Origin of the sequence: Roseomonas mucosa ATCC BAA-692 (assembly GCF_000622225.1) — a bacterium.
Taxonomy (GTDB): domain Bacteria; phylum Pseudomonadota; class Alphaproteobacteria; order Acetobacterales; family Acetobacteraceae; genus Roseomonas; species Roseomonas mucosa.
Genome location: NZ_JHWD01000033.1, coordinates 1 through 26,387, shown reverse-complemented (window position 1 = coordinate 26,387; position 26,387 = coordinate 1). Strand labels below are relative to the sequence as shown.

23 protein-coding genes and 3 pseudogenes are annotated in these 26,387 nt (G+C 68.8%); 8 read left to right on the top strand and 18 right to left on the bottom strand.

Features of this window, described 5'->3' with window-relative positions; genetic code table 11:
- Positions 1-213 (bottom strand): annotated as a pseudogene (locus tag BT98_RS0118200) (IS21 family transposase); the annotation flags it as partial.
- A gap of 278 nt (positions 214-491) precedes the next feature.
- Here BT98_RS0118200 and BT98_RS28615 point away from each other — a divergent pair.
- A pseudogene (locus BT98_RS28615) lies at positions 492-782 on the top strand (hypothetical protein); the annotation flags it as partial.
- Positions 783-988: 206 nt separating this feature from the next.
- On the opposite strand, the gene BT98_RS25010 reads toward BT98_RS28615, so the two are convergent.
- The 3 genes from BT98_RS25010 to BT98_RS0118180 are packed head-to-tail and all read right to left on the bottom strand — an operon-like array spanning position 989 to position 4,862.
- Positions 989-2,455, bottom strand: a complete 1,467-nt coding sequence (locus tag BT98_RS25010; RefSeq protein WP_115359377.1) for an amidase — start codon at positions 2,453-2,455, stop codon at positions 989-991.
- Positions 2,456-2,484: 29 nt separating this feature from the next.
- Entirely contained in the window at positions 2,485-3,795 is a 1,311-nt protein-coding gene (locus BT98_RS0118185; RefSeq protein ID WP_019461964.1) for an aspartate aminotransferase family protein, read from the bottom strand.
- A complete protein-coding gene (locus BT98_RS0118180) occupies positions 3,792-4,862 on the bottom strand; it encodes a phosphotransferase (RefSeq protein WP_019461963.1) in 1,071 nt (356 codons plus the stop codon). Before BT98_RS0118180 ends, BT98_RS0118185 begins: the two co-directional genes overlap by 4 nt.
- Before the next feature lie 298 nt (positions 4,863-5,160).
- On the opposite strand from BT98_RS0118180, the gene BT98_RS0118175 reads away from it, so the two are divergent.
- The 5 genes from BT98_RS0118175 to BT98_RS0118155 all read left to right on the top strand — a co-directional run bounded on the left by BT98_RS0118175 (position 5,161) and on the right by BT98_RS0118155 (position 11,553).
- Positions 5,161-6,789: an ABC transporter substrate-binding protein gene (locus tag BT98_RS0118175; RefSeq protein WP_019461962.1), complete on the top strand. Its 1,629-nt coding sequence runs from the start codon at positions 5,161-5,163 to the stop codon at positions 6,787-6,789.
- A 12-nt stretch (positions 6,790-6,801) separates the two neighbouring features.
- Positions 6,802-7,785, top strand: coding sequence for an ABC transporter permease (locus BT98_RS0118170; protein WP_019461961.1), 984 nt, complete (start codon positions 6,802-6,804; stop codon positions 7,783-7,785).
- Entirely contained in the window at positions 7,785-8,627 is an 843-nt protein-coding gene (locus BT98_RS0118165) for an ABC transporter permease (RefSeq protein ID WP_019461960.1), read from the top strand. Before BT98_RS0118170 ends, BT98_RS0118165 begins: the two co-directional genes overlap by 1 nt.
- Positions 8,624-10,243 (top strand): ABC transporter ATP-binding protein, encoded by a 1,620-nt coding sequence (locus BT98_RS0118160; RefSeq protein WP_019461959.1) that lies wholly within the window; start codon positions 8,624-8,626, stop codon positions 10,241-10,243. The genes BT98_RS0118165 and BT98_RS0118160 overlap by 4 nt, the downstream gene beginning before the upstream one ends.
- A gap of 74 nt (positions 10,244-10,317) precedes the next feature.
- Positions 10,318-11,553 carry an allantoate amidohydrolase gene (locus BT98_RS0118155; RefSeq protein ID WP_019461958.1) on the top strand — a complete coding sequence of 412 codons (1,236 nt, stop codon included), beginning with the start codon at positions 10,318-10,320 and terminating at the stop codon, positions 11,551-11,553.
- A gap of 49 nt (positions 11,554-11,602) precedes the next feature.
- On the opposite strand, the gene BT98_RS0118150 is transcribed toward BT98_RS0118155, so the two are convergent.
- On the bottom strand, positions 11,603-13,000 hold the full coding sequence (locus BT98_RS0118150) for an aspartate aminotransferase family protein (protein ID WP_037251489.1): 1,398 nt from the start codon (positions 12,998-13,000) through the stop codon (positions 11,603-11,605).
- Between the two features lie 216 nt (positions 13,001-13,216).
- On the opposite strand from BT98_RS0118150, the pseudogene BT98_RS28190 reads away from it, so the two are divergent.
- A pseudogene (locus BT98_RS28190) lies at positions 13,217-13,562 on the top strand (IS3 family transposase); the annotation flags it as partial.
- 187 nt (positions 13,563-13,749) lie between these two features.
- Here BT98_RS28190 and BT98_RS26745 read toward each other — a convergent pair.
- The 12 genes from BT98_RS26745 to benA form a co-directional block, all read right to left on the bottom strand.
- Positions 13,750-14,211, bottom strand: a complete 462-nt coding sequence (locus BT98_RS26745) for an MFS transporter (RefSeq protein WP_019461955.1) — start codon at positions 14,209-14,211, stop codon at positions 13,750-13,752.
- A 52-nt stretch (positions 14,212-14,263) separates the two neighbouring features.
- Positions 14,264-15,238: a Bug family tripartite tricarboxylate transporter substrate binding protein gene (locus BT98_RS0118135; RefSeq protein WP_115359392.1), complete on the bottom strand. Its 975-nt coding sequence runs from the start codon at positions 15,236-15,238 to the stop codon at positions 14,264-14,266.
- A 2-nt stretch (positions 15,239-15,240) separates the two neighbouring features.
- The gene (locus BT98_RS25005; RefSeq protein ID WP_019461953.1) at positions 15,241-16,209 is read right to left on the bottom strand and encodes a DMT family transporter; all 969 of its coding nucleotides are present in this window, start codon (positions 16,207-16,209) and stop codon (positions 15,241-15,243) included.
- Complete coding sequence (locus BT98_RS0118125) at positions 16,206-17,432, bottom strand: FAD-dependent monooxygenase (protein WP_037251486.1); 1,227 nt, start codon at positions 17,430-17,432, stop codon at positions 16,206-16,208. Before BT98_RS0118125 ends, BT98_RS25005 begins: the two co-directional genes overlap by 4 nt.
- Positions 17,433-17,519: 87 nt before the next feature.
- Complete coding sequence (locus BT98_RS0118120; protein WP_019461951.1) at positions 17,520-18,869, bottom strand: MFS transporter; 1,350 nt, start codon at positions 18,867-18,869, stop codon at positions 17,520-17,522.
- 97 nt (positions 18,870-18,966) lie between these two features.
- The gene (gene catC, locus BT98_RS0118115) at positions 18,967-19,245 is read right to left on the bottom strand and encodes a muconolactone Delta-isomerase (protein WP_019461950.1); all 279 of its coding nucleotides are present in this window, start codon (positions 19,243-19,245) and stop codon (positions 18,967-18,969) included.
- Between the two features lie 20 nt (positions 19,246-19,265).
- A complete protein-coding gene (locus BT98_RS0118110; RefSeq protein WP_026033342.1) occupies positions 19,266-20,423 on the bottom strand; it encodes a muconate cycloisomerase family protein in 1,158 nt (385 codons plus the stop codon).
- Positions 20,424-20,491: 68 nt separating this feature from the next.
- Positions 20,492-21,421: a catechol 1,2-dioxygenase gene (gene catA, locus BT98_RS0118105; protein ID WP_026033341.1), complete on the bottom strand. Its 930-nt coding sequence runs from the start codon at positions 21,419-21,421 to the stop codon at positions 20,492-20,494.
- A 52-nt stretch (positions 21,422-21,473) separates the two neighbouring features.
- Entirely contained in the window at positions 21,474-22,268 is a 795-nt protein-coding gene (locus BT98_RS0118100; RefSeq protein ID WP_019461947.1) for a 1,6-dihydroxycyclohexa-2,4-diene-1-carboxylate dehydrogenase, read from the bottom strand.
- 1 nt (position 22,269) lies between these two features.
- On the bottom strand, positions 22,270-23,313 hold the full coding sequence (gene benC / locus BT98_RS0118095) for a benzoate 1,2-dioxygenase electron transfer component BenC (protein ID WP_019461946.1): 1,044 nt from the start codon (positions 23,311-23,313) through the stop codon (positions 22,270-22,272).
- An 18-nt stretch (positions 23,314-23,331) separates the two neighbouring features.
- Positions 23,332-23,862, bottom strand: coding sequence for a benzoate 1,2-dioxygenase small subunit (gene benB, locus BT98_RS0118090; protein WP_019461945.1), 531 nt, complete (start codon positions 23,860-23,862; stop codon positions 23,332-23,334).
- 10 nt (positions 23,863-23,872) lie between these two features.
- Positions 23,873-25,219, bottom strand: coding sequence for a benzoate 1,2-dioxygenase large subunit (gene benA, locus BT98_RS0118085; protein ID WP_027297381.1), 1,347 nt, complete (start codon positions 25,217-25,219; stop codon positions 23,873-23,875).
- A 71-nt stretch (positions 25,220-25,290) separates the two neighbouring features.
- Here benA and BT98_RS25000 point away from each other — a divergent pair, with 71 nt between their 5' ends.
- Positions 25,291-26,163 (top strand): LysR family transcriptional regulator, encoded by an 873-nt coding sequence (locus tag BT98_RS25000; protein ID WP_323874307.1) that lies wholly within the window; start codon positions 25,291-25,293, stop codon positions 26,161-26,163.
- On the opposite strand, the gene BT98_RS0118075 is transcribed toward BT98_RS25000, so the two are convergent.
- Positions 26,147-26,387 (bottom strand): ATP-binding protein (locus BT98_RS0118075; RefSeq protein WP_027297380.1); only part of this gene is annotated, 241 nt, incomplete at its 5' end. The two genes, BT98_RS25000 and BT98_RS0118075, sit on opposite strands and share 17 nt — an antisense overlap.

Here is a 26,387-nt window from a genome sequence, read left to right as displayed (position 1 = left end):
CGCCTCCAGCAGGCGCTCCAGCTCGGCCTGCCACGGCCCCAGCTTGGGCTGCGGCTGCCGCGCCCGGCTGTAGCGGAATTCCGTCTCCCCGGACCGCAGAACCTTCCGGACCACCTTTCGCGAAATCCCGAGCTCACGACAGATCGCCTTGATCGACTTGCCCTGCACCCGGTGCAGGCGCCGGATCTTTGCCACTGTCTCCACGACCAGCATCCCAGCACTGGCTCCCGATCATCCCGGAAACCACTGTGAACCCCGCCGTCAGTGGGGTCCCGTTTGGACGCCGATCACCCCTCCAACAGGGTTCCTATTCCATGCCGATCCACAGTCATCTCGTCCGCGAGCGCCAGGATTATGGCGTGCCGCAGTTCGCGGCCGATATCGCCGGGACCGGTGTGGTCGCGACAGTGCATATCGAGGCGCTGTAGGATCCGGTCTACCCCGCCGTCGAGGAGACCGAGTGACTCGACAGGCTGCCGCTCCAGGGTGGCATGGCCGCGCGCTGCATCGGCGCCGCGCCCCTGGCCGCGCCCCTGGCCGCGCCCGAGGCCGCCGAGATCCTGGCCGCCCAGGCCTGTCACGGCCGCGTGGCCGGCATCCGGCAGACCCTGCGCTGGCCCCCCGACCCTAGGCTGCGCTGGAGCCAGGAGAGCCTGGCCGAGGGCCCCGCTTGGCGCCGGGGCGTTGCTCTACTGGCGCGGCACGGCTTCTTGCTGGAGATCCTAACCAATCCCTGGCAGGCCGCCGCTGTCGCCGACCTGCCCGGCGACTTCCCCGAACTGCCGATCGTGATCGAGATTTGGGATTGCCGATTGTTGCCGTGGCAGAGTGGTTCCGCCAGCAAAGCATCTGGACCGGAGACATCCGCTTCCGGGTCCAGAAGGGTGTCTCCTGCCACGAGGCTGAGTGATGCGGCATCTTCGCTCATCATACAGCCACGGGAAGTCTGGCCCGCCAGCGCGGTCCCACTCCGTGGCAGCCTGAGGCTTCAGAACGCTTCCCGCGGATCGATTGGGGTGGGCATCGGGTGGTGTGCCTCGATGGCTTCCGCAGCATCCAGGCAGAGATCCTCGCGGAACATTGCCGAGACTACCTGTACCCCTGTCGGCACACCATCATGCAGGCCCGTGGGTACGGAAAGTCCTGGCAGACCAAGCACCGAGACGGCAAGCATGGGGCGTTGCGCCTGCATGATGCGGTCATTGGTCGCCTGATCGCGCAGGTCCTCCTCCCATTCGAAGATCGGTTGGGTGGAGGTGGGCATGACGGCCACGGCGTAGTCCTGGAAGAACAGGTTCCAGAGCCGCAGCAACCGGCTGCGTTCGGCCAACCCGGCGAGGCTGGAAGCGGGGTCGCGCTCGGGCCAGCAGCCGCGCCAGTAGGCAAGGCCGCGCTTGATGCCCTCGTCGCCATAGGCCTCGACGATCGGCTCCAGCTTGGCGATCACGTCCGGTCCACCGATCGGTCCCCAGAGATCAGCAGCAAGACCGAGTTCCGGCGGCTCGCGCTCCTCCACCACATAGCCGGCGGCTTCCAGCGCCCGCCCGGCGGAGCGCGTGGCGGCGGCCAGGACGGGGTGCACGCCGCGCCCGGCCGGGTCCACCACCAGCGCGGCGCGTAGCGGGCGCTGGCGTGGCGGGAAGGTCGCGATGGGAGCGACGCGCGGATCGTCGGAATGCGGCTGCGCCATCACCGCGAAGGCGAGGCGCAGGTCGCGCACGCGGCGGGTCAGCGGCCCCTGCACTGCCATGAGTTGCGAGGAGATGCCGGGAGGCGCCTTGGCCGTGCCGTTGAAGGATGGCACACGGCCGAGGCTGGGGCGCAGCCCGACGAGGCCGCAGCAATAGGACGGATAGCGCACAGAGCCCGCGATGTCGTTGCCCTGACCGATGGGGCCCATGCCGCTGGCGACCGCCGCCCCGGCCCCGCCCGAGGAGCCGCCCGGGGTGAGGCGGGCGTTCCAGGGGTTTCGCGTCTCGCCATGCAGCTCGTTGCCGGTGAACCAGCGCATGCTGAAGCTGGGCGTATTGGTGCGGCCGATCACCACCGCGCCGGCCTTGACCATGAGCGCCACCACCGGGGCATCGGTGGCGGCGATGTTGTCGCGCAGCGCGACGGTGCCGTTGTCGGTGGGCCAGCCGACCTGGTCGGTGTTGACCTTCACCGTCACCGGGACGCCATGCAGCGGCCCTAGCGACTCGCCCCGCGCGCGGGCGGCATCGGCGCGGTCGGCGGCGGCCAGCGCCGCCTCGTGCATCGTGGCCACCACCGCATTGACCTGCGGGTTCACCGCATCGATGCGGTCGAGGCACGACTGCACCGCCTCCCGCGCCGAGAGCGCGCCGTTGCGGATCAGCGCCGCCACCTCCACGGCGTCCATCCGCCAGGGCGTGGTCCCCGGAGAGGTTCCGCCGGGTCCGGTCGCGGCGACGCGGTGGGGGGCGGTCTGGTCCATGGCGGGAACTCCGTGGCGGTGGGGAGGGTTCATCGCAGCCCGTGCAGCACCTCGGCCATGGCGGCCAGGAAGCGGTCGGCATGCGCCTCGGTGAAGGGCAAGGGCGGGCGGATCTTCAGCACATTGGCGCGCGGCCCGGCGGCGCCGATCAGCACGCGGCGGGCACGCAGCCCGTTCACCACCTGGGCGGCGAGATCGGGCGCGGCTTCGCGGGTGGCGCGGTCACGCACCATCTCGGCGCCGAAGAACAGGCCGGCGCCGCGGATGTCGCCCAGGACGGGATAGGCGGTGGCGAGTTCCTCCATCCCGGCGCGCATGCGGGCGCCGACGCGGACGGCGTTCTCCATCAGCCCTTCCCGCCTGATCACCTCCAGCACGGCGAGGCCGGCGGCGCAGCAGACGGGATTGCCGCCGAAGGTGTTGAAGTAGCGCGACTGCGCTGCAAAGGCCTCCAGCACGCGCGGCTGCGCCACCAGCCCGGCGAGCGGCAGCCCGTTGCCGGCCGGCTTGCCCAGGATCACCGCGTCCGGCACCAGCCCATGGCGCTGGAAGCCCCACATATGCGTTCCGGTGCGGCCGAAGCCGGGCTGCACCTCGTCCGCGATGAACAGGCCGCCGGCGGCGCGCACGCGGGCCACGGCCTCCGTCATGAAGCCCGGTGGATCCGTGAAGACGCCGTCGCTGCCGAAGATCATGTCGCAGATCAGCGCCGCCGGGCGGATGCCATGGGCGGCGAGGTCGTCGATCGCCGCCTGCACCCCGGCGGCGAAGCGGGCGCCGACATCGCCCTCCTGCCGGTAGCCATCCGGCGCCGGCACCGCGCGGGCATGTGGGGCCACCACCTTGCCCTGGGAGGGGCAGATCTCGCTCACCGCCAGGGTGACGCCATGATAGGCATTGGCGGTGGTGATGAAGCCCGTGTTGCCGGTGCAGGCGCGGGCGACGCGCAGCGCCAGGTCGGAGGCCTCGCTGCCGGTGCAGGTCAGCATCACCTGCGACAGTTCCGCCGGAAAGGTGGCGAGCAGCGTCTCGGCATACTCCACCACCTTGTCCGTCAGGTAGCGCGTATGGGTGTTGAGGATCGCGGCCTGTTTCGCGATCGCCTCGGCCACCGCCGGGTGGCAATGCCCGACCGAGGGAACGTTGTTGTAGACGTCGAGGTATTCCGTCCCGTCGGGGGCGTAGAGGAAGACGCCCTCGGCGCGCGCGACCTGCACCGGCACGTCGTAGAAGAGCCGGTAGGTCGGGCCGAGCGCCTCGCGCCGGCGCGCCAGCAGAGACTCGTCGGGCAGCGCGCCCTCGATGGAGGGGTTGGCAGCAGGGCTGGCGGTGGCGCTCACGTGGGAATCTCCATGCCGCAGGCCCGGAACAACGGGGCCCGCGCCTCGTCGAGGGGCACGGCCACCAGGCGTTCCAGCGCGGCGCGTGCGAAGACAGGGGGTGGAACGGCGCCGGGAGTTTCCCTCGCCTGCCAGGATCGCACCAGCACCCCGATGAGCAGGCGGGCTGCGATCAGCCGCGGCAGCAGGGCGACCTCCCGCGCTTCCAGTGGCAGCACGGCGTGATAGGCGCCGACGATCCCGGCCACCCCGGCCAGGGGATGGCCGTCCAGCGCCACATGGTGGTTGGCGGCGACGGCGAGGTCGTTGACCAGGGCGGTATGGACCGTGTCGCCGAAATCCAGCAGCCCGGTGATGCGGGTCGGCTCCGCCGGATCGACCAGGATGTTGCCGGGATGGAGGTCGTCATGCAGCACCTGGGCGCGCAGCGTGGCGAGTTCCGGCTGCACCCGCGTGGCGAAGTCCTCCAGCACGCGCAGCGCCAGTTCCCGGCCGGGCGCATCCCCGATCCAGGGGACGAGGCCGCGCAGGCGGAGCAGGTGCTGGATATCCCAGTACAGCGCATGACCCGCGGCGGGGTGATGGAAGTCCCGCATGGCCAGGGCCAGGCGGGCGGTGACGCCGCCCACGGCATGGCGCTGAGCGGAGTCGATGGGCCCGTCCCGCAGGGGGCGGCCGGGCAGGAAGGTGAGCAGCCGGGCGATCCCCATGCGCCCGGCGCCGTAATCCACGGGTTCCTCCAGCCTTCCACTCAGGGCGGGAAGGATGCGCTGCACCGGCAGGCCGGGCGCCCGTGTGGCGATATGCGCCAGGACGGCCGTCTGGAGGTTACTGACCTCGGCCGTCTCGGCCGGGTTGGCGAGGCGCAGCAGGCAGTTCTGCCCATCCTCCGCCATGATGTGGAAGATGCGGTCGCGCTCGCTGTCGAGCGGCCTGGCGCGGCCTTGCAGCCCGTAATGCCGGCGCAGCAGCCACAGTGCCTGCTCCGGCGGGATGGAGGGTGCGGGCGGCATCACGAAATCCGCCGTGATCGGACCGGCCTCCGCCCCGGCCTCGGTGTCAGCCATGCAACCCGTTCCTCTCCCTGCCGGCGCGTTGCCGCCCGGCAGGATGGCGCAGGAAAGGCAATCCCGAAACTCGGTGGTCGCGGACATGCCAATGCGGGTGAGCAAACCGCGTGCCACGCAGGCGGCGAAGCCATGGCATGGATATTGCTGCCTCGATCCATGCCCTTCGGGGCTGTTGAACGGGGAGCAGGGTTTGACGCGCGATCCCAGGACGACATCTCGCGAGAAGGCATCGCCCGCCACGAGCCCCCCGCCCGCTTCATCCCCGCTGCTTCCATGCTGGCCGGAGACCCATGCCATGAGCCCGTCGGACCCCTCTCCGCGCTCGCGACGCGACCTGCTGCGGGCCGCCGCGGCTGCCGGCCTCGCGCCGGCCATCCTCACGCCGGGGCTGATGACGGTGTCCGAGGCGCTTGCCCAGGGCGTCGCGCCGAAGCGCGGCGGCACGCTGACCAGCCTGCTGACGCCAGAGCCGCCGGTGCTGATCCCGCTGGTGAACACCCAGGGGCCGACCATCTACGCCACCACCAAGATGTACCAGGGACTGGTGCAGTATTCCTCCAGCCTGGAGCCGGTGCCGGAACTGGCGAAGAGCTGGGAGATATCGCCGGACAAACTGGTCTATACCTTCCAGCTGCAGCCCAATGTCAGGTTCCACGACGGCAAGCCCTGTACATCCGAGGATGTGGTTTTCTCGATCATGGACTTCGCCATGACGCTGTCGAGCCGCGCGCGCAGCGTCTTCACGGTGATCGACAGGACCGAGGCGGTGGACCCGCTGACCGTGCGGATCACGCTGAAGCAGCCCTTCGAGCCGCTGATCCTGCTGCTCGGCGCGACCTCGGTGCCGATCGTGCCGAAGCATGTCTATGCCGGCACGGATTTCCGCACCAATCCGGCCAACCAGACCCCCAACGGCACCGGCCCCTTCCGCTTCGTGGAATGGCAACGCGGCAACTTCATCCGCATGCGGCGCTTCGAGGACTACTGGAAGCCCGGACAGCCCTATCTGGACGAGATCATCTTCCGCATCGTGCCGGACGGACAGAGCCGTGCCCTCGCCCTGCAGACCGGGCAGACGCAGATCGCCCAGGCCAATGACATCGAGCCCTTCGACATCCCGCGCTTCCGTCAGCAGGGCAACATCGAGTTCACCACCAAGGGCTGGGAGTACTTCGCGCCGATCTCCTGGTTCGAGATCAACAAGCGGGTCAAGCCGCTGGACGACGCACGCGTGCGGCGGGCCATGTCGCATGCGATCGACCGCAAGTTCATCAACGACCGGCTCTGGTTCGGCGTCGGCAAGCCTGCTACCGGGCCCTTCGTCTCCACGCTGCGCTTCCGCGATCCGGAGGTCTCCCTGCCGGAATACGATCCGAAGAAGGCCATGGCGCTGCTGGACGAGGCGGGGCTGAAGCCCGGCGCGAACGGCATCCGCTTCTCGATCAAGCACCTGCCGCTGCCCTATGGCGAGGTCTGGACGCGCCTGTCGGAGTATTTCCGCACCTGCATGCAGCGCATCGGCGTGGAGGTGACGCTGGAGACGACCGATGCCGGCGGCTGGGCGGCGCGCATGGCGTCCTGGGAGTTCGATACCAGCGTGAACTTCGTCTACCAGGTGGCGGACCCGGCGCTGGCGGTGGAGCACTACTACCTCTCCACCAACATCAAGCACGTCACCTTCACCAATGTCGGCGGCTACTCGAACCCGAAGGTGGATGCGCTCTTCGAGAAGGGCCGGCTCAGCTCCGATCCGGAGGTGCGGCGGCAGGCCTATGCCGAGGTGCAGAAGATCATCTGCGAGGACATGCCCTATCTCTACATCCAGGAGATGGCCTATCCCACCTTCTACGACAAGCGCCTGAAGAACATGATGGCCACGGCGCTCGGCGTGCACACCAGTTTCGACGACGTGTTCCTTGCCTGAGGCGCCGGCCTGATGCGGGGCGACCAACTGCTGCGCTTCCTGGCGCAGCGCCTGCTGAAGCTCGTGCTGCTGACCTTCGCTCTGGTGGTGGTCAACTTCCTGCTCATCCATGCGGCACCGGGCGATCCGGCCAGCGTCATGGCGGGGCAGTCCGGCGCGGCAGACGAGCGCTACCTGGCGCAGTTGCGCGAGCAGTTCGGGCTGGACAGGCCGCTCGCGGAGCAGCTCTGGATCTATGTCTCGCGCGTCGCCACACTGGATCTGGGCGTGTCGCACCGGATGCAGCGCCCGGTGGCCGACCTCATCCTGGAGCGCCTGCCGGCCACGCTGCTGCTTTCGGTCACGGCCTTCGCCTTCGCCGTGGCGGCGGGGATCGCGATGGGGGCGGCGGCGGCGACGCGGGCGGGCACGGTCTGGGACAGCCTGATCACCGCGCTTTCCATGGTCTTCTACTGCACCCCGCTTTTCTGGACGGGCCTGCTGCTGGTCCTGCTCTTCAGCGTCACGCTGAACTGGCTGCCTTCCTTCGGCATGAGCACGGTGGGGGCGGATTACACCGGGCTGCGCGCGGCGCTGGACGTGGCGGAGCACCTGGTCCTGCCCGCCCTGACGCTCGGCCTCTTCTACCTCGCCGTCTATGCACGCCTGACCCGCTCCTCTGTGCTGGAGGTGGCGGACCAGGATTTCGTGAAGACCGCCCGCGCCAAGGGCGTCGGCGAGGGGCGCATCCTGCGCCGCCACGTGTTGCGCAACGCGCTGCTGCCGGTGGTGACGCTGGCCGGCATCCAGGCAGGCCACCTGATCGGCGGCTCGATCCTGGTGGAGACGGTCTTCGCCTGGCCGGGCATCGGCAGCCTCGCCTTCGATGCGCTGTTGCAGCGCGACTACGAGCTTCTGCTCGGCGTCTTCCTCTGCACCTCGGTGATCGTGATGCTCTTCAACCTGTTGACCGACCTGCTCTATCTCGTGATCGATCCGCGGGTGCAGATGGCATGATGGGTTTCCTCCGCGCCATGCTGCGAAATCCCGGGGCGGCGGCTGGGCTGGTCATCCTGCTTCTCGTCGTGCTGATGGCGGCGACGGCGCCGCTCCTCTTCCCCTTCTCGCCCTGGGACATGCAGGGCATGCCCTTCGCGCCGCCGGGCGAGGACGGGTTCCTGCTCGGCTCGGACTCGCTGGGCCGCGACGTGGCGGCGGGCATCGCCTATGGCGCGCCGGTCTCGCTGCTGATCGGCGCCGTTTCCACCGCGGCGGCACTGCTGATCGGCGTGGTGCTGGGGGCGCTGGCGGGCTATGCCGGGGGCTGGGTGGACGATGCGATCATGCGCTTCACCGAGTTCTTCCAGACCATCCCCTCCTTCGTGCTGGCGGTGGTGCTGGTGGCGATCTTCCGCCCCAGCCTGGGCTCCATCGTCTTCTCCATCGCCATCGTTTCCTGGCCGCCGGTGGCACGCGTGGTGCGGGCGGAGTTCCTCAGCCTGCGGGCGCGGGAATTCGTCCAGGCGGCGGAGGTGCTGGGCCGTTCCCGCACCGCCATCATCTTCCGCGAGATCCTGCCCAATGCCCTCTCGCCGATCATCGTGCTCGCCAGCCTGATGGTGGCGAGCGCGATCCTGCTGGAATCCGCCCTCTCCTTCCTGGGCCTGGGCGATCCCAACCGGATCTCCTGGGGCTTCATGATCGGCGCCGGGCGCAGCGTGATCCGCATGGCCTGGTGGATGAGCGTCTTTCCTGGCCTCGCCATCTTCCTCACCGTGCTGGCGCTGAACCTCGTCGGCGAGGGGCTGAACGACTGGCTGAACCCGCGCCTCTCGCGCAAGCGCGGGGTGGCGGCATGAGCCTCCTCTCGATCGAGAATCTCACCGTCAGCCTGCCGCCCGGCGGCGACCGGCCCGAGGCGGTGAAGGGCGTCAGCCTGTCGCTCTCCCCGGGCGAGATCCTTTGCGTGGTGGGCGAAAGTGGCTCGGGCAAGTCGATCTCCGCCAATGCGGTGATGGGGCTGCTGCCCCCGGCGCTGAAGGTCGCCTCGGGCCGCATCCTTTTCGAGGGGCGCGACCTGCTGCGCTGCTCTCCCGCCGAGATGCGCGCGCTGCGCGGCTCCCGCATCGGCATGATCTTCCAGGAGCCGATGACGGCGCTGAATCCGCTGATGCGGGTCGAGGACCAGATCGCCGAGGTGCTGGAGGTGCATGGCCGCGCCCAGGATGCCCGGGCGCGGGTGCTGGAGTTGCTGGAGGCGGTGCGCCTGCCGGACCCGCCGGCCATCGCGCGTGCCTATCCGCACCGGCTTTCCGGCGGGCAAAGGCAGCGCGTGATGATCGCCATGGCCCTGGCGCTGGAACCCTCCATCCTCATTGCCGACGAGCCGACCACGGCCCTCGACGTGACGACCCAGGCGCAGATCCTGAAGCTGGTCCGCGAGATCCAGCGGCGGCGCGGCACCGGCGTGCTGTTCATCACCCACGACTTCGGCGTGGTGGCGGAGATCGCCGACCGCGTGGCGGTGATGCAGCGCGGGAGGATCGTGGAGCACGGACCGGCCGCCGAGGTGCTGAACGCGCCGCGGCACCCCTATACCCGCGCCCTGATCGCCGCCGTGCCGCACCGGCCTCCACAGGCCCGGATACCGCGCGAACGGGCGAAGCTGCTGGAGCTGGTCGGTCTCGGCAAGACCTACTGGCGCGGCCGCACGCCCTTCCAGGCGGTCGATGACGCGCATCTCACGGTGCACAGGGGCGAGACGGTCGGGCTGGTGGGGGAAAGCGGTTCCGGCAAGTCCACCCTGGCGCGCTGCGTGGTCAACCTCGTCCATCCCGACAGGGGCGACCTGCGCTTCGACGACACGAACCTGCGCCTGCTTTCGCGGCGGCACTGGAAGCCCTTCCGCAAGCGCATCCAGATGGTCTTCCAGGATCCTTTCGCCTCGCTGAACCCGCGCGTGCGGATCGGCGACATCATCGCCGCCGGCCCCATCGCCCACGGCACGCCGCGCGCTCAGGCGCTGGCGGAGGCGCGGGAGCTGCTGCGCCTGGTGCGGCTCGACCCCGGTGCTGCGGACCGCTTCCCGCACGAGTTCTCCGGCGGCCAGCGCCAGCGCATCGGCATCGCCCGCGCCCTGGCCATGAAGCCGGAGCTGCTGATCGCCGACGAGGCGGTCTCCGCCCTCGATGTCTCCGTGCAGGCCCAGATCCTGGCGCTGCTGGAGGAGCTGAAGGAGCGGCTGGACCTCACCATGCTCTTCATCACCCACGATCTGCGTGTGGCCGCGCAGATCTGCGACCGCATCGTGGTGATGCAGAAGGGGCGCATCGTGGAACAGGGCGCGACCGGCGAGGTCTTCGGCAACCCGCGCGAGGCCTATACCCGCGCGCTGCTCGCTTCCATTCCCGGACGGCACTGGACGCCGCCCTCCGTCACCGGGGCTGCCGCCGTCAAGGTCGCCGCGGCGAACTAGGCCGGATCGCGGCGCGGTGTCCGGGCAGGCCGCGCCGTGGAGGGTTTTCGCCTCCGCCCGCGCAGGAGCTCCGCATGAGCCAGGCTAGCATCGACCAGGAACGCCTCTGGAGCGACCTGATGACCATGGGCTGCATGGGTGCCACCCCGCGCGGCGGCTGCGACCGGATGAGCCTGACGGATGCGGACCGCGACGGGCGCACGCTTTTCCGCCTGTGGTGCGAGCAGGCGGGGCTGAGCGTCACCGTGGATGGCATGGGCAACATCTTCGCCCGGCGCGAAGGCATCAATGTCTCCCTGCCTCCGGTCATGGCCGGAAGCCATCTCGACACGCAGTCGCCGGGCGGGAAGTTCGACGGGGTGCTCGGCGTGCTGGCGGCGCTGGAGGCGGTGCGGGCCATCGACCGCGCCGGCATCCGCACGCGGCGCGCCATCGAGGTGGTGAACTGGACCAACGAGGAGGGTGCGCGTTTCTCGCCGGGGCTGATGGGCTCGGCGGTCTTCGCCGGGACGCTGGGCCTCGCCACCGCCCATGCCAGCATGGACCGCGCCGGCCGGCGTTTCGGTGACGAACTGGCACGCATCGGCTACCGGGGCGACACGCCGGTGGGCGGGCGCCCGGTGGATTCCTATCTGGAGCTGCATATCGAGCAGGGGCCGGAGCTGGAGGAGAGCGGCACGACCATCGCCGCGGTGACGCACAGCCATTTCACGGGCTTCGCCACGATCGAGATTTGGGGAGAGAACAGCCATTCCCAGACGATGCCGATGGCGCGCCGCCGCAACGCGCTGGCCGGCGCCGGCCGGCTGATCGAGGCCGTGGAGCGGATCGCCGCGGCGCATGGGCCGGAGGGCAAGGCGAGCCCCGTCGTGCTCGATGCCTGGCCGAACAACGCGATCAACATCCCGCATCGCGCCCTGCTCTCAGTCATGATGGTGCATCCCGAGGAGAGCGGTATCGCCGGCATGCGCGAAGCCCTGGGCACGGCCATGGAGGCGCTGGCGGCAGAAACCGGGCTCGGCGTCAGCATCGTTGCCGAGCGCCGCCGCCAGCCGCTGCATTTCTCGCCGGAGATGGTGGCGCTGATCGAGGATGTGGCGAAGGAACGCGGCCATTCCGTGACGCGGCTGCGCACGCTCACCGGCCATGATGCCTTCAACATGATCGGCCTCTGCCCGACCGGCCTGCTCTTCGTGCCCTGCCGCGACGGCCTGTCGCACAGCGAGTTCGAGTATGCCTCGCCGGAACACTGCGCCGCCGGGGCCGACGTGCTGATGCACGCCCTGCTGCGGCAGGCGAACCGGGACTGAGGCGGCCAGCCAGGGCGCCGGGCGCCCTGGCTATGAGGGTGGCCCGCCCTCAGGCCGCCTCGCGCCAAAGGCCGCGGGAGGAGAGCATTCCCGCGACGTCGTCCAGCGCGCCGCGCACGCCGGCGACCAGCTCGTCGATCTCCGCCTCGGTGATGATCAGCGGCGGGCAGAAGGCGATGCCGTCGCCGCGCATGCCGCGCACGATGATGCCGCGCTCCCAGGCCGCCTGCTGGATCATCTGCCCGACTTTTTCGCCCACCGGGAAGGCCTCGTTGGTGGCCTTGTCCTTCACCGGCTCCACCGCGCCGATCAGGCCGACGCCCCGCGCATTGCCGATCAGTGGATGGTCGAGCAGGCCGCGAATCCCTTCCTGCAGGCGCGGCGCGACGCTGCGGACATGGCCCAGGATGTCGCGCTCCTCGTAGATCTTCAGCGTTTCCGCCGCGACGGCGGCACAGACCGGGTGCGCGGCATAGGTGACGCCATGGCCGAAGGTGCCGAGCCTGTCGCTGTTACGGGCGATGGCCTCGAAGATCTCCTCCGTCATCAGCAGGCCGGAGATCGGCAGGAAGGAGGCCGAGAGCGCCTTGGCGACCGTCATCATGTCCGGCACGATGCCGAAGGTCTCGCAGCCGAACATGTTGCCGGTGCGGCCGAAGCCGCAGATCACCTCGTCGGCGATGAACAGCACGTCGTACTTCTTCAGCACGGCCTGGATCTTCGCGAAATAGGTCGCGGGCGGCACGATCACGCCGCCGCCGCCGTTCACCGGCTCGGCGATGAAGGCCGCGACCGTTTCCGGCCCTTCGCGGAGGATCAGCTCCTCCAGGTTCTGCGCCAGCCTCGTGGCGAACTGCTCCTCGTTCTCGCCGGGCAGCGCATAGTGGAAATGGCTGGGGCAGTCGGTGTGCAGGAAACCGGGGAGGGGGAGATCCCAGTCCTTGTGGTTGATCTCCTGCCCGGTCATGCTGGCGGAGGCCACGGTGACGCCGTGATAGCCGCGGAAGCGGCCGATGATCTTCTTCTTCTGCGGCCTGCCGATGGCGTTGTTGTAGTACCACACCATCTTCACGGCGCTGTCGTTCGCTTCGGAGCCGGAATTGGCATAGAGGACCTTGGTCAGCCCCTTCGGCGCAATGGCGAGCAGCCGCTCGCTCAGATCGATCGCGGGCTGGTGCGAGGCATGGTTGAAGATGGCGTAGTAGGGCAGCTCCGCCATCTGCTTCGCCGCGACCTCGACGAGGCGCGGCTCGTCGAAGCCCAGCGAGGCGCACCAGAGGCCGGCCATCCCTTCCAGATACCATTTGCCGTTGTCGTCCTGCACGCGCACGCCCTTGCCGCGCTTCATGATGCGCGGCCCCTCGGACTTGTGCTTCGCCAGATTGGTGTAGGGGTGCACCAGCGTGGCGATGTCGCGAGCGGCGAGCGAGTTGGGGATGGTGTTCATGCTCATGCCTTCTGCGGAAAAGGACGGGCCGACGGCCAGCGTGTGACAGGACCCTGAGGTCACCGGAAGATTTCTCTCATCCTCTGCGGCTGGCAATCAATGATCAGCCGGATCAGTACGCAAATCTGGGCGGTGTAGACACATCTGCACGCAAGGACAGCAACTTGCTCAGATTCAGATCGGCTTCGGACGATCTCGTCAACTGAGGGTAGATCGTGGCGGAAGCTCGGCTGCGAGGGCATCAAGGTGGCCCGCTGCACGGTGGAGCGGCTGATACGCGCCATGGGTCTACGGGGTGTGGTGAGCGGGAGGGAGACGAGGACCACGGTCTCGAACCCGGCCACGCCGTGTCCGGCGGATAAGGTAGACCGGCAGTTCCGGGCGTCGGCGCCGAACGTGCTGTGGCTGTCGGATTTCACCGGCGGCGTGGCGTGGCAAGGCTTCGTCTACGTTGCCTTTGCCCGCGTTCGGCATGGCCTCGAACGAATGGCGGCCATGCCTCACCATCGGCTGGCGGGTGTTGCCGACGGCCCATGCAGGCTTTGTTCTCGACGCACTGGACAGTGGGCCTGCCGGACCGGCTGGTACGCAGCTGGCTGCGCTGGGCGGCGGCACGCGAGATGGCAGGGAGCGGCGCGCCGGCGGCCCCCACGCCATCGGCACCGCCGGTACGCCGCGTCGGCCCGAGGATGCCACCACCCCCGCGCGAAGCGGGCAACCTCGTACGCGCTGGGGAAGCGTGGCGCGTATTAGTGCGCGGCAGAGACACTGCGCGACCGTGTTGGGGTATGACGCATTTGGATGATGGCGACTGCGAGTCCAGCAACGACCAGTGGCATTGCCAACGCAAGATAATAGCCGGAAGGCCCACCGAGCTGGAGTAGCCAACCGCCAGCCGCCGAGCCGATAATCGCTCCGGTACGGCCGATCCCGATGGTCCATCCGGTTCCGGTGGCGCGCAGCTCCGCGGGATAGATTCCGGATACGAGATAATTGAGTGCGATCTGCTGTCCACCTATGCCGAAGCCCGATGCGGCGATCAGAATGAAGACCATCGTCCAGTTCTCGCCGCTCTTGGCCAGACCGATGCACAGGGCGACCCCGAGGCCAAACATCGCGAGCAGGATGCGCCTCGCATCCACCTTCGGGAGGATGAAAGACAGTGGGATGGCGAAGAGGATGAAAGCCGTGTTCACCACCACCGTTCCCATCGCCGCCTTCTTGTGATCCGTGTTGTTGGGCGCCCCGCTTGGCGCGGATCGTTCAGTCGGGCCGGATCGACAGTTCCCGTACCAGATCCTTCCATCGCGCGGTTTCCTGGCGCAGCAGACGGTCGAGGCTCTCGGCACCGCCATCCATGGGCTCCGCGCCGATGCCGGCGAGGCGATCGCGCAAGACCGGGTCCCGCAGAGCGCCTGTCACGGCGGCTTCCATCCTGCGCTGTCCCTCCGGTGGCAGGTCGGCCGGCGCCAGCATGGCGAACCAGGGATCGAGCGCGTAGCCGGCGACCCCGGCCTCGGCCAGCGTCGGCAGGCGGGGCAGGGCGGCGATACGCCGGCTGGTGGTCACCGCCAGGGCCCGCAGCCGGCCCGAGGCGAGCTGCGGCGCCGCCGAGGTCAGACTGTCGAACATCATGTCGACCCGGCCCGTGACGAGATCGGACAGGGCCGGACCGGACCCCTTGTAGGGCACATGGGTCAGCTCGATCCGGGACAGTGCCGCGAAGAGGGCGCCCGCGAGATGGATCGAGGTGCCGCTGCCGGCGGAGGCATAGGTCAGCACACCCGGGTTGTGGTGCGCTGCGGCGATGACATCGGCCGGACTTTCCCAGGGGCTTCCCCGCGGCACCACGAGCAGGTTCGGCACCACCGCGACCGGGGCCACGGCGACAAAGTCGCGCAGCCCGTCATAGGGGAGATGCGGCGATAGCGCCGGGTTCACCGCATGCGCCATGGAGACCATGAGCAGCGTATGTGCGTCCGTGCTCTGCGCCGCCGCCGCCGTGCCGATCGTCCCGCCGCCACCGGCACGGTTCTCGACCACCACGGGCTGGCCCAGCGTGCTGGCGAGGACCGGGGCCAGAAGGCGCGCCATGGCGTCGATGGCCCCACCCGGCGGGAAAGGCACGATGAGACGAATCGGGCGGGCGGGCCAGGCAGCCTCGGCGAAGGCGAGGCCAGGCCCGCAGGTGGCCAGGGCGAGGGCCGGGAGGACACGGAAGAGGGAGCGGCGTTGCATGGTCATCGTCCAGGAAGGGAAGTCGTGGCGGTCCTTCCGGACCTGTCGGAGGCGTGAGGTGCGCGGGGGGTAGGGGCGGGGCCGGCGCGGCTGGCCAGCGCGACGCCCAGGCCGGCGAGGCCCATCCCCGCGATCTGCAGGAGCCCGAGGCGTTCGCCGAAGCCCAGATAGGCGATCAGCGCGGCGGCCGGTGGCACGAGGTAGAAGAGCGAGGCCACGCCGGACACGGCACCCCGCCGGATCATCCGCAACAGCAGGCCGATGGCCCCGACCGAAAGGCCGAGGACACCCCAGGCCAACCCGGCCCAGGCCTGCCAAGCCCAGCCGAAGTGGAATTCCCCGGTCGCCGCGGCGACCGGGGCCATGGCCAGCGTGGCGCCCAGGAACTGGACGGCCGCGCCAGCCCGCAGGTCGCCGCCTGAGCCGGTGCGCTTCTGCAGGATCGTGCCCAGGGTCATGGCCAGGGTGCCGCCTAGGCAGACCGCCAGCGGCAGCAGCGGCAGTCCGCCACTGTCCAGGCTCGGATGGACCGTGCCCGGAACAGCCAGGCCCGGCGCGAGGACGAACGCCGCCCCCGCGAAGCCGAGACCGATGCCAAGCCAGCGACGCGGCCCGACTGCCTCGTCGAGCAGTGGGATGGCCAGCGCGGCGGTCAGCAGCGGCTGCAGGCCACCCACCAGCGCGGCGATCCCCGCCGGCAGGCCGTGACGCACCGACCAGAAGACGCCGAAGAGATAGGCGCCTTGCATCAGCACCCCACACAGCAGCGCCGCGCCCCAGGCGCGCGCCGACCGGGGCCACGGGGCGCCGGCGGCCAGGGCCAGCAGGGCGAAGACGACGGCGCTCAGGGCGAAGCGCAGGGTCAGGAAGGCCAGCGGCTCCGCATAGGGGCCGACGAAACGCGCCAGCACGAAGCCGGTGGCCCAGATGCCCACGAAGAGGAGTGGCGCGATGCCGTCGAGCCGGTTCACGCCGCCCTGGCCTGCGACGGGGAGGGACTGGACGGCCCGCCCGCCGATTGCAGGGCATCGAAGCCGTGGATCCAGCCGAAATCCTCGGGAAAGCACGCCATGCGCCGATCGCGCTCCGCCAAGCCGGGCCCATCGGGTAGGTGCAGCAGCGCGTTGGTGATCCAGGAACTGCGCTGGATCTTGCGCGTTCGGGCCCGGCGCAGCGCCTCGTAGCGCGGCAGGACCGTCTCCATAGCCTCGCCGCGGCCCAGGAGTTCCGCCAGGGTCAGGGCATCCTCGATGGTGGTGTTCGCACCCTGTCCGTGATGGGGCAGCATGGCATGCGCGGCATCGCCCAGCAGAACCGCCTGCCCGCGCGACCAGCGCGGCAGCGGCCGGGTGACGAAGAGGCCCCAGCGCGCGTAATGGGTGGCGGCACCGATCATCTCGGTCACGGCGGGATGCCAGCCATGGAAGGCCGCCAGCGCCTCCTCCCGTGAGGCCTCGTCCAGCCAAGCGTCGCGGCGCGGCCAGGGGCACGGCCCCTCGGTCACGGCGAAGAAGTTGACATGTCCGCCCCCGCCACCGATCGCGTAGTGCAGGAGATGCGCCCCCGGCCCCATCCAGAACTGGATGGCCTGCGGGTCCGGCAGCGAGGGCAGGCGATCCACCGGCACGATGCCGCGGAAGGCACTGGTGCCGGAATAGAGTGTCTCCTCGCGCCCCGTGATCCAACGACGCAGGATGGAACGAACGCCGTCGGCGCCGATCGCCAGATCCGCCTCGGCGACATGCCCGTTGGCGAAGCCCAGGCGCAGCACCGGTCCCGCTTCCTCGACCGAGGCGAGGCGGTGCCCCAGATGCAGGCCCTCTCCGCCCAGGGCGCCGCTCAGGACCTTCTGAAGGTCGGCGCGGTGGATGCCGAAATAGGGGGCGCCGAACCGGGCGCGGTAGGCGCCTCCCTCACGCACCGGATGCGCGGCGATACGGCGGCCGTCGCGCCAGTCGCGATAGATCAGCTCCGTTGGCTCGGCGGACACGGCGCTGAGCGCCGGCATCAGGCCCAGCCGGTCCAGCTCCCGCGTGGCATTGGCGGAAAGCGCCACGGCCGCGCCGATCTCTGCCAGGACCTGGGCCTGCTCGTAGACCTCGGCGCGCAGCCCGCGCTGGCGTAGCGCCAGTGCCAGGGTCAGTCCGCCGATCCCGCCGCCGATGATGGCGATGCGGGGGTGCTTCCGTACCATGATCAGGACACTCCCATCCATGATATCTGCGCTGCGTTCAGGCCCGGGCGGCTTCCCGGGCCATCGCGACGTCCCGGTTGATAGAGTTCAGGCTGCCGGGCTGACCGTCACCGCCGGGGCCGCCACCCGGTCCCTGACGGAGGCCATGGCGAGCATGGCCAGGGCCGCGATGAAGGCCGGCACGGCAGCCACGCTGAACACCGTGTCGAGGCCCCAGCCCAGGGACAGCAGCACCCCGCCCACCATGGAGCCGAGCACGGATCCGATCCGCCCCACCGCATTGGCCCAGCTCACCCCGGTGCCGCGGTTGGCGGTCGGGTAGTAGGCGGCGGACAGCGCATTGAGCCCGACCTGCGCCCCGGCGACGCCGAAGCCGGCGCCGAAGATCGCGAAGACCAGCAGGCCGGGCTGCGCCGTGGTGCTGCCGAGCAGGGCGACGAAGCAGCCGGCCAGGAGATAGGACGCCGCCAGCACGCGGTGCGGCTCGAAGCGGTCCATCAGCCGGCCGATGATGATGGCGCCCACCGTGCCGCCGGTCGCCAGCGTGGCGGCCATCAGCGAGGCATTGGCGACCGAGAAGCCTGCCGTGGTGATCAGCAGCGGCAGCCAGGAGGAAAGCAGGTAGAAGACCAGCAGGCTCATGAAGAAGGCGAGCCAGAGCAGCAGCGTACCCGTGGCCAGGCCGCCGCGGAAGAGCTGCGCCACGGGTGAGCCCTTGGCCCGGCGGATGCCGGTGAAGACGGCGCCGTCCAGCAGGACGCCGGGCGCGATGCGGGAGAGGATGGCGGCGATGCGCGCGGACGGTGCATCCCTCAGCACCAGGTAGCGCGGCGATTCCGGCAGCAGCACCCAGAGCACCGGTACCAGCAGCAGCGGCAGGAGGCCGCCCAGCGCCAGCAGGCCCTGCCAGCCATAGGCCGCCACGATATGCGAGGCCGCGAGCCCCGCCGCGGCGGAGCCGATGGTGAAGCCGCAGAACATCAGAGTGACCAGGGTCGAGCGCCGGTGTTCCGGGCAGAATTCCGAGGTGAGGGTGATGGCGGCCGGCATGGCGCCGCCCAGGCCAAGCCCGGTGACGAAGCGCAGCACCACCAGGGACTCGACCGAGGTGGCGAAGCAGGATGCCAGCGTCGCCGCACCGAAGAAGGCGGTGGCGCCGAGCAGCACGCGCTTGCGCCCGATCTTGTCCATCAGCGGCCCGAAGAGGAAGGCGCCGACCATGAGGCCGAACAGCCCGGCGCCGAAGAGCGGGGCGAGCTGTGCCGGCGTCACGCTCCATTGCGCGCGCAGCGCCGGGGCGATGAAGCCGATGGCAGCCGTGTCGAAGCCGTCGATGGCCACGACCAGGAAGCAGAGCGCCATGACCATGCCCTGGAAGCGCGAAACGGGATGAGTGTTGATGAGTTCCTGGACGTCGATGGATCGTGCGGTGCTCATTACCGGAAGTCCTCCTGTTTGGGGATTATCGTTGTCATCACAACCGGCAGTGGCCACGCCGCCACCTCGCGAACGGAGGTGGCGGCGCGGGGGGACGTCACGCGATCGAGGAAGGATGCCTCGCGAGCGGCGTGACGGTGATTTGCATGAAGGGAAAGAGCGGCAGGCCGGAAAGGATGGCGTGCAGCTCGTCATGGTCGGCCACGTCAAAGATGCTGACATTGGCGTAGCGGCCGGTGACGCGCCAGATATGCGGCCACTTGCCCTCGCGCTGCAGCTTTTGCGAAACGGCCTTCTCCTGGGCCTTCAGCCGCTCGAAGGAATCCTTGTCCACATCGTGTGGCACGTGGATGTCCATCTGGACGCAATAGAGCATGGAAACCGTCCTTATGAGGTTCAGGCCCGCGCGTAGCGGCGCAGCTTGTCCTGATCGAGGGTGACGCCGATGCCGGGGCCGGAGGGGAGGTGGATGTGGAAATCCTCGAAGCGCAGCGGCTCCGTCACCAGATCGTCGGTGAGGATCTGCGGCCCGAAATGCTCGCAACCCCAGGCGAGGCTGCGTAGCCCGGCGAAGGCCTGCAGATGCGCCGAGGCGCCGATGGAGCTTTCCAGCAGGCAACCGCCATAGAGGCCGATCCCGGCGGCCTCGGCCACGGCGGCGACCTTGCGCGTGTTCAGCAGGCCGCCATGCTTGACCAGCTTCAGCGAAACCACGTCGGCCACGCCACGCTGCGCCACGGCCAGCATGTCATGCGCCGAGAAGACGCATTCGTCCGCCATCAGCGGCACGGAGGAGCGGCGGCGAAGCCGCGCGAGCCCGTCCAGGTCCCAGGCTGGCACGGGCTGCTCCACCAACGTGACGCCGAGCTCCGCCAGCACCGGCAGGCAGCGCAGCGCCGTGGTCTCGTCCCAGGCTTGGTTGGCGTCGACGATCAGTGTCGCGCGGCCTTCGAGCGCCATGGCGAGGTGGCGCAGCCGGGCCAGGTCGGTTGCCGGCGCCTCCGCGCCGATCTTGACCTTGAAGGTGTTGTGCAGGCGCGCGGCGATCTTGCGCTCCGCCTCCTCCACCTCCTGCACGGGGTCGCCCGAGGCCAGGGTCCAGAGCACGGGCACCCGGTCGCGCACCACGCCGCCCAGCAGCAGCGCGGCGGGAATGCCGAGGGTCTTGCCCACCGCATCCATCAGCGCCGTCTCAATGGCGGACTTGGCGGCGGTGTTGCGCTTGGCGGCGGCATCGAGCTGAATGCCGATCAGTTCGAAGCGGTCCGCCGGCAGGCCGGCGATGGCCGGAGTAAGATAGGTATCGATATTCGCCTTGATGCTCTCGACGCTTTCCTCGCTCCAGCGCGGGCCGCCGAGCGTCGCCGCCTCGCCGATGCCGGTGACGCCGTTGGCCAGCTTCACCTCGACGATGACATAGCTCTGGGCGGTGACGGACAGGGAGGAGAGCTTGTGCCGCCGCACCGTGGGCACGTCCACGATAGTGCTGCGGACCGAGGCGATGGCCAGGTCACGCCGCAGGTCGGCCGGGGCTGTGATGGGGCTGTCGAGCATGGGCATAACCTTGGAAAGGGGAGGCCGTGGGGACCCGGCCGCCGCAACAGGGCGGCCGGGTGGCGGCGTCACGCGGCTGCGGCGTGGACGCGGTGGATCTCCGTGCTGGGCGCGGCGGCCGCCTCGCGGTTGAGCACGAAGTCGAAGCTGATCTCGGCGAAGGGCGCATTCAGGCCGCGCTTATGGACCTCGGTCGGGTCGTCGATGCGGCGGACGGGCGGGATCAGATCGTCACGCGTGGCGAAGGCGAAGTCGTCATGCAGGTACTTGTCGCCATCGATGTTGATCTGCGTCGTCAGCTTGCGGAAGCCCGGCGCGGTGACGAAGAAGTGGATATGCGCCGGCCGGTTGCCGTGACGGCCGAGATGGTTCAGCAGTTCCTGCGTCGGCCCTTCCGGCGGCAGGCCATAGCCCGAGGGCAGGATGGAGCGGAAGCGGTAGCGGCCCTCGGCATCCGTCTCGATGCGGCGGCGGAGATTGTACTTCTCCTGCGACGGATCGAAGAAGGAATAGCCGCCCAGGGTATTGGCGTGCCAGACATCGACGATGGCGCCGGCGACGGGGTTGCCGTCCGCGTCCCGCACCTGCCCGTCCATGAACAGGACCTCGCCCTGCTCGTTGCCGTCGTCGAGCCGTGCCTCGCCCTTGCAGAGCGGTGCACCGGCGATATACAGGGGCCCCTCGATGGTGCGCGGCGTGCCACCCTCGATGCCGGCCTTGCGCTCGGCCTCGTCCATGCGGATGTCGAGGAAGGTTTCCAGCCCGAGCCCGGCCACCAGCAGGCCGCCCTCGTTCGCCTGCCCCACCCGGGTCAGGTAGTCGACGGCGGACCAGACCTCGTCCGGCTGCACGTCGAACTCCTCGATGATCTTGAAGACATCGGCAACGATGCGGTTGATGATCTTCTTCATCCGCGCATCGCCATTGGCCTGCTCGAAGCCGCTGAGCTTGGTCAGCAGCGTCTGCACCTCGGGCATCGCCATCACGCTGTCAGTCATTGTCCTCTTCCTCCTGTTTGGCCGCCCGCACAGTGGCGGGATTGGCGGTCTGTCAGCCGGGATCGCCGCCCGAGACGGGCAGGGTGACGCCGGTGATGTAGGAGGCATCGTCCGAGGCCAGGAACAGGATGGCGGCAGCCTGCTCCTCGGTCGTGCCGTAGCGGTGCATGAGACTGGAGGAGAGGGTCTGCTCCACCACCTCGCGGAACCAGGCCTTCTCCTGCTCCCCGATCTCCTGCAGGTTGCGCGGGATGCGGCGCGGCGGCGCCTCGGTGCCGCCGGGGGCGATACCGCAGACGCGGATGTTGTGCGCGGCATATTCCATGGCGAGGCAGGCGGTGATCGCGTTCACCCCGCCCTTCGCCGCCGCATAGGGCACGCGGTTGACGCCACGCGTGGCGATGGAGGAGAGGTTGACGATCACCCCGCCTCCTGCCGAGACCATGGCCGGGAGCACGGCGCGGCAGCACCACAGCGTCGGGAAGAGCGAGCGGCGGATCTCCGCCTCGATCTGCGCCTCCGCGTATTCGGCATAGGGCATGGCCCAGATCGTGCCACCGACATTGTTGATCAGGATATCGACGCGGCCGAGGTGCTCCTGCGCCCGCTCGATGACAGAGGTGGCGCCGGCATAGCTCTCCAGGTCAGCGGTGACAGCCAGGGCGTTGCCGCCCCCGGCCTCGATCTCCTGCCGCAGCTCGGCGACCAGCTCCGAACGGTCCACAAGCACGACCCTGCCGCCCTCCCGCGCCAGACGCAGCGCCGTGGCCCGGCCGATGCCCTGCGCCGCGCCGGTGACGACGGCGACCTTGCCGGTGAAGCGGCCCTCAAAGATGCGCGTTCCCATCTCAGGCCGCCTTCCGGTGGGATTCGCCGGTCGCCGCCACGGCGCCGCTGGGCGAGAACTTCTCGTAGTAGAAGTTCGCGGGCGTGACCCCTTGCTCGGTGAGCCAGCCGCGTACCGCATCCACCATCGGCGGCGGGCCACAGAGGTAGATATCCACGTCGCCGCCGTTCAGGCGCTCCGGCTCGATGTGCTGCGTGACATAGCCCTTGCGCGGATGCGCGCTGGTCTCGGCCGCGACGCAGGTGGCGAAGGTGAAGCCGGCGATGCTGGCGGCATAGGCCTCCAGCCGGTCCAGCTCCACCAGGTCCGCGTCGTTGGTCACGCCGAAGACGAGATGCACCGGATGCCCGCCTGTCCCGGTCTGTTCCAGCCGCCCCAGCATGGCCAGGAAGGGCGCCAGGCCCGTGCCGCCCGCCAGGAAGAGCACGGGCCGGCGCAGGTCGCGCAGGTAGAAGCTCCCCGACGGGCCCACGATGTCCATGAGCATCCCAGGCTTTGCCTGCTCGCGCAGAAAGGTGCTCATCCTGCCCTGTGGGATGTCGCGGATGAGGAAGGAGAGGACATCCGAACCCGGGGTGGAGCTGAAGGAGTAGGAGCGCCGCTCCTCCGTCCCCGGCACCTGCACGTTCACGTACTGGCCGGGCAGGAAGGTGACGCAGCCAGCGCCCTCGAGCGAGAAGGCGATGGTGGTGTCCGACAGGCGCTCCACCTTCGCCAGACTCGCCTCGAAGCGCTGGCCCGCCGTCTTGCAGACTTCCGAGGAGGCAGCGATGCTGACCACGCAGTCGCTCTTCGGCCGCATCTGGCAGGCGAGCGCCTGGCCTTCCGCCGCTTCCTCCTCGGTCAGCGCGTCCTCGATATAGTCGCCGCCGTCATAGGTCCCGGCCTCCACGCGGCACTTGCAGGTGCCGCAGGCACCATCGCGACAGTCGAGCGGGATGTTGATGCCCGCGCGGTAGGAGGCGTCCGCCACCGTTTCCCCCGCTCCGCAATCGATGAAGCGCGTGACGCCATCCTCGAAGTTCAGGGCGATCCTGTTGCTCATGCTGTCCTCCCCTGCACTTCAGATGTGGTAGATGTCGACGACATGGTGGATGTAGTCGTTCTTCAGCACCACCTTCTTGCGGGTGATCAGCGGTTGCACGCCGCGGGTGTCGAGCGTGTAGAAGGAGGTGCCGAAGTAGGTGTCGGTCGTCTTGTAGCGGAAGCTGAGGTTTACCCAGTTGAAGCGCAGGCGGCATTCGCCTTCCGTCTGCTCCAGGATCTCCACATTGCTGATGTTATGCGAGGTGCGCGGCTCCGGCAGGCTGGTGGCGCTGGAGCGTTCCGTGCGGATGCGGAAGACACGATCCTGCAGCCCGCCCTTGTTGCCGTACCAGATCAGCGAGATCTCCGACTGCGGGTCCTCGGTCAGCCCGTCGTCGTCGTCCCAGGCCGGCATCCAGAACTCGACATCCGGCGCGTAGTGGGCGAGCCAGCCGTCCCAGTCGCGATCATCCAGGCAGCGCGCCTCGCGGTACAGGAATTGCCGGACATCCTCGGTGGAGAGCAGTCTCCGTCCGGCGGCAGGCGGGGCTTCGAGCGTGATGGACATGGTTTCCTCCTCAGCCCTTCGATGTTTCCAGGAGCTGGGCCTTGCGCATCTCGTCGCGCCAGTATGCGTGCTGCAGCACGAAGAGGCCCTCGTCCTCGGTGCGCAGCCCGCTCATCAGCGGCTTCAGCCCGATCGCCTCGGCGGCCTCGTCGGCGCCCTTGATCCAATGCGCCGCGCCGCGGCACATGTCGTTCCAGCGGGCATTGCGCGCCATGTAGGACATCTGGCAGGCACGGAACTCCTCCAGGTCGTCCGGCGTCGCCATGCCGGAAGCATTGAAGAAGTCCTCGTACTGGCGGATGCGGTGGGCGCGCGCCTCGGGTGCCTCGCCCTTCGGCGCGATGCAATAGATCGTGACCTCGGTCTTATCCACCGCGATTGGCCGGTAGGTGCGTATCTGCGAGGAGAACTGGTCCATCAGGTAGACGTTCGGATAGAGGCAGAGATTGCGCGACCGCTGCACCATCCAGTCGGCGCGCGCCTGGCCGTACTGCGCCGCCAGCTCCTCGCGCCGCTCCCAGTTCGGCCGATCCTGTGGATTGGCCCAGTTGGTCCAGAGCAGCAGGTGGCCATGCTCGAAGGAATAGAAGCCGCCGCCCTGCTTCGCCCAGCCACCGGCATCCATGGCGCGCACCTTGTCGCCCTGTTCCTGCTGCTTGCGCTGCTGCGTCGTGGCCGCGTAGTTCCAGTGGACCGAGGAAACATGGTAGCCGTCGGCACCATTCTCGGTCTGCAACTTCCAGTTTCCGTCATAGATGTAGGAGGAGGAGCCGCGCAGCACTTCCAGCCCGTCCGGCGACTGGTCCACGATCATGTCGATGATCTTCGCCGCCTTGCCCAGATGCTCGGCCAGCGGCAGGACGTCGGGATTCAGGCTGCCGAAGAGGAAGCCACGATAGGCTTCGAAGCGCGGCACCTTCGTCAGGTCATGCGAGCCATCCTTGTTGAAGCTCTCGGGATAGCCTGCGCCTTCGCCATCCTTCACCTTCAGCAGCTTGCCGGAGTTGTTGAAGGTCCAGCCATGGAAGGGGCAGGTGAAGCTGCTCTTGTTCGCCCGCTTGTGGCGGCACAGCATGGCGCCGCGATGGGAGCAGGCGTTGATGAAGGCATTCAGCTCGCCATTTCGGTTGCGGGCGATGAAGATGGGCTGCCGCCCCATATGCGTGGTGAAGTAGTCGTTCTTGTTCGGGATCTGGCTCTCATGCGCCAGGTAGATCCAGTTGCCCTCGAAGATATGCCGCATCTCCAGCTCGAAAAGCGCGGGATCGGTGAAGATGTCCCGCGCCACACGGTAGGTGCCGTTGTTGGCATCGTCTTCCAGTGCCGTATCGATCACTTGCTGCACGGAATCGAGCATCGTTTGCCTCCTTGTATATTCTGGTCCCGGACTGCCTGGTGCGGGCGCGGTATGGCCAGCGACTCCTGGCCATGCGCCGGACCCCGCGCGAGTGCGCTAGACCGGAACGAGGGGATGCGGGATGTCGGAGCGGAAAGCGGGCCTGGGATGCCATGGCGACTTCCCGGACGATACCTGGACCATTATTTTCCTCCTGCTTCCGGACTTATTCACCGGGTGCAGCGCAGCAATCCAAGACCAAATCGGTCTCCACCATACCCAGGAGGTATCGACTGGAACTCCGGCAGATCCGCTACTTCGTGGCCGTGGCTCGTGAGCGGAACTTCACCCGCGCGGCGGAGCTGCTGCACATCGCGCAGCCGCCGCTGAGCCGACAGATCCAGCAGCTGGAGGAAGAGCTGGGCGTGGTGCTGTTCGAGCGCGGCACGCGGCCGGTCCGCCTCACCGATGCGGGGCGGCTGCTCTTCGGGCAGGCGGTGCAGGTGCTCGAGGGCGTGGACGAGATGAAGGCGATCAGCCGCCGCCTGCATGAGGCCGAGAAGCTGCGCCTCGGCATCGGCTTCGTGGCCTCCACTCTCTATGGCCGCCTGCCCGAGATGATCCGCGCCTATCGTGCCGCGCGTCCGCAGGTGGAACTCACACTGCTGGAGCTCAACACGCTGGACCAGATCGCCGCCCTGAAGGACGGACGCATCGATGTCGGCTACGGGCGCATCCCCTTCGACGAACCCGCCGTGGAACGTACGATCCTGCGCAACGAGCGCCTCGTGGCCGCGGTACCGCTGCGCCATCCGCTGAGCCTGCACGAACGGCCACTACGCCTGGCAGAACTGGCAGAGGCGCCGCTGATCTGTCAATCGGCACTGAATTGGGACCCCAGATCGGCACGCAAAAGGGACCCTCTTGTGAGGTGTGTTGAGGGGGCGTTCAGGCGCGGTTCTTGAATCGCCAACTATCGTTGCCGGTCTCGACGATGTCGCAGTGGTGAGTGAGGCGGTCGAGTAAGGCGGTGGTCATCTTGGCGTCCCCAAAGACGCTGGGCCATTCACCAAAAGCGAGGTTGGTGGTGACGATGACCGAGGTCTGCTCGTAGAGACGGCTGACAAGGTGGAACAGCAACTGGCCGCCGGACTGGGCGAATGGCAGATAGCCGAGCTCGTCGAGGACA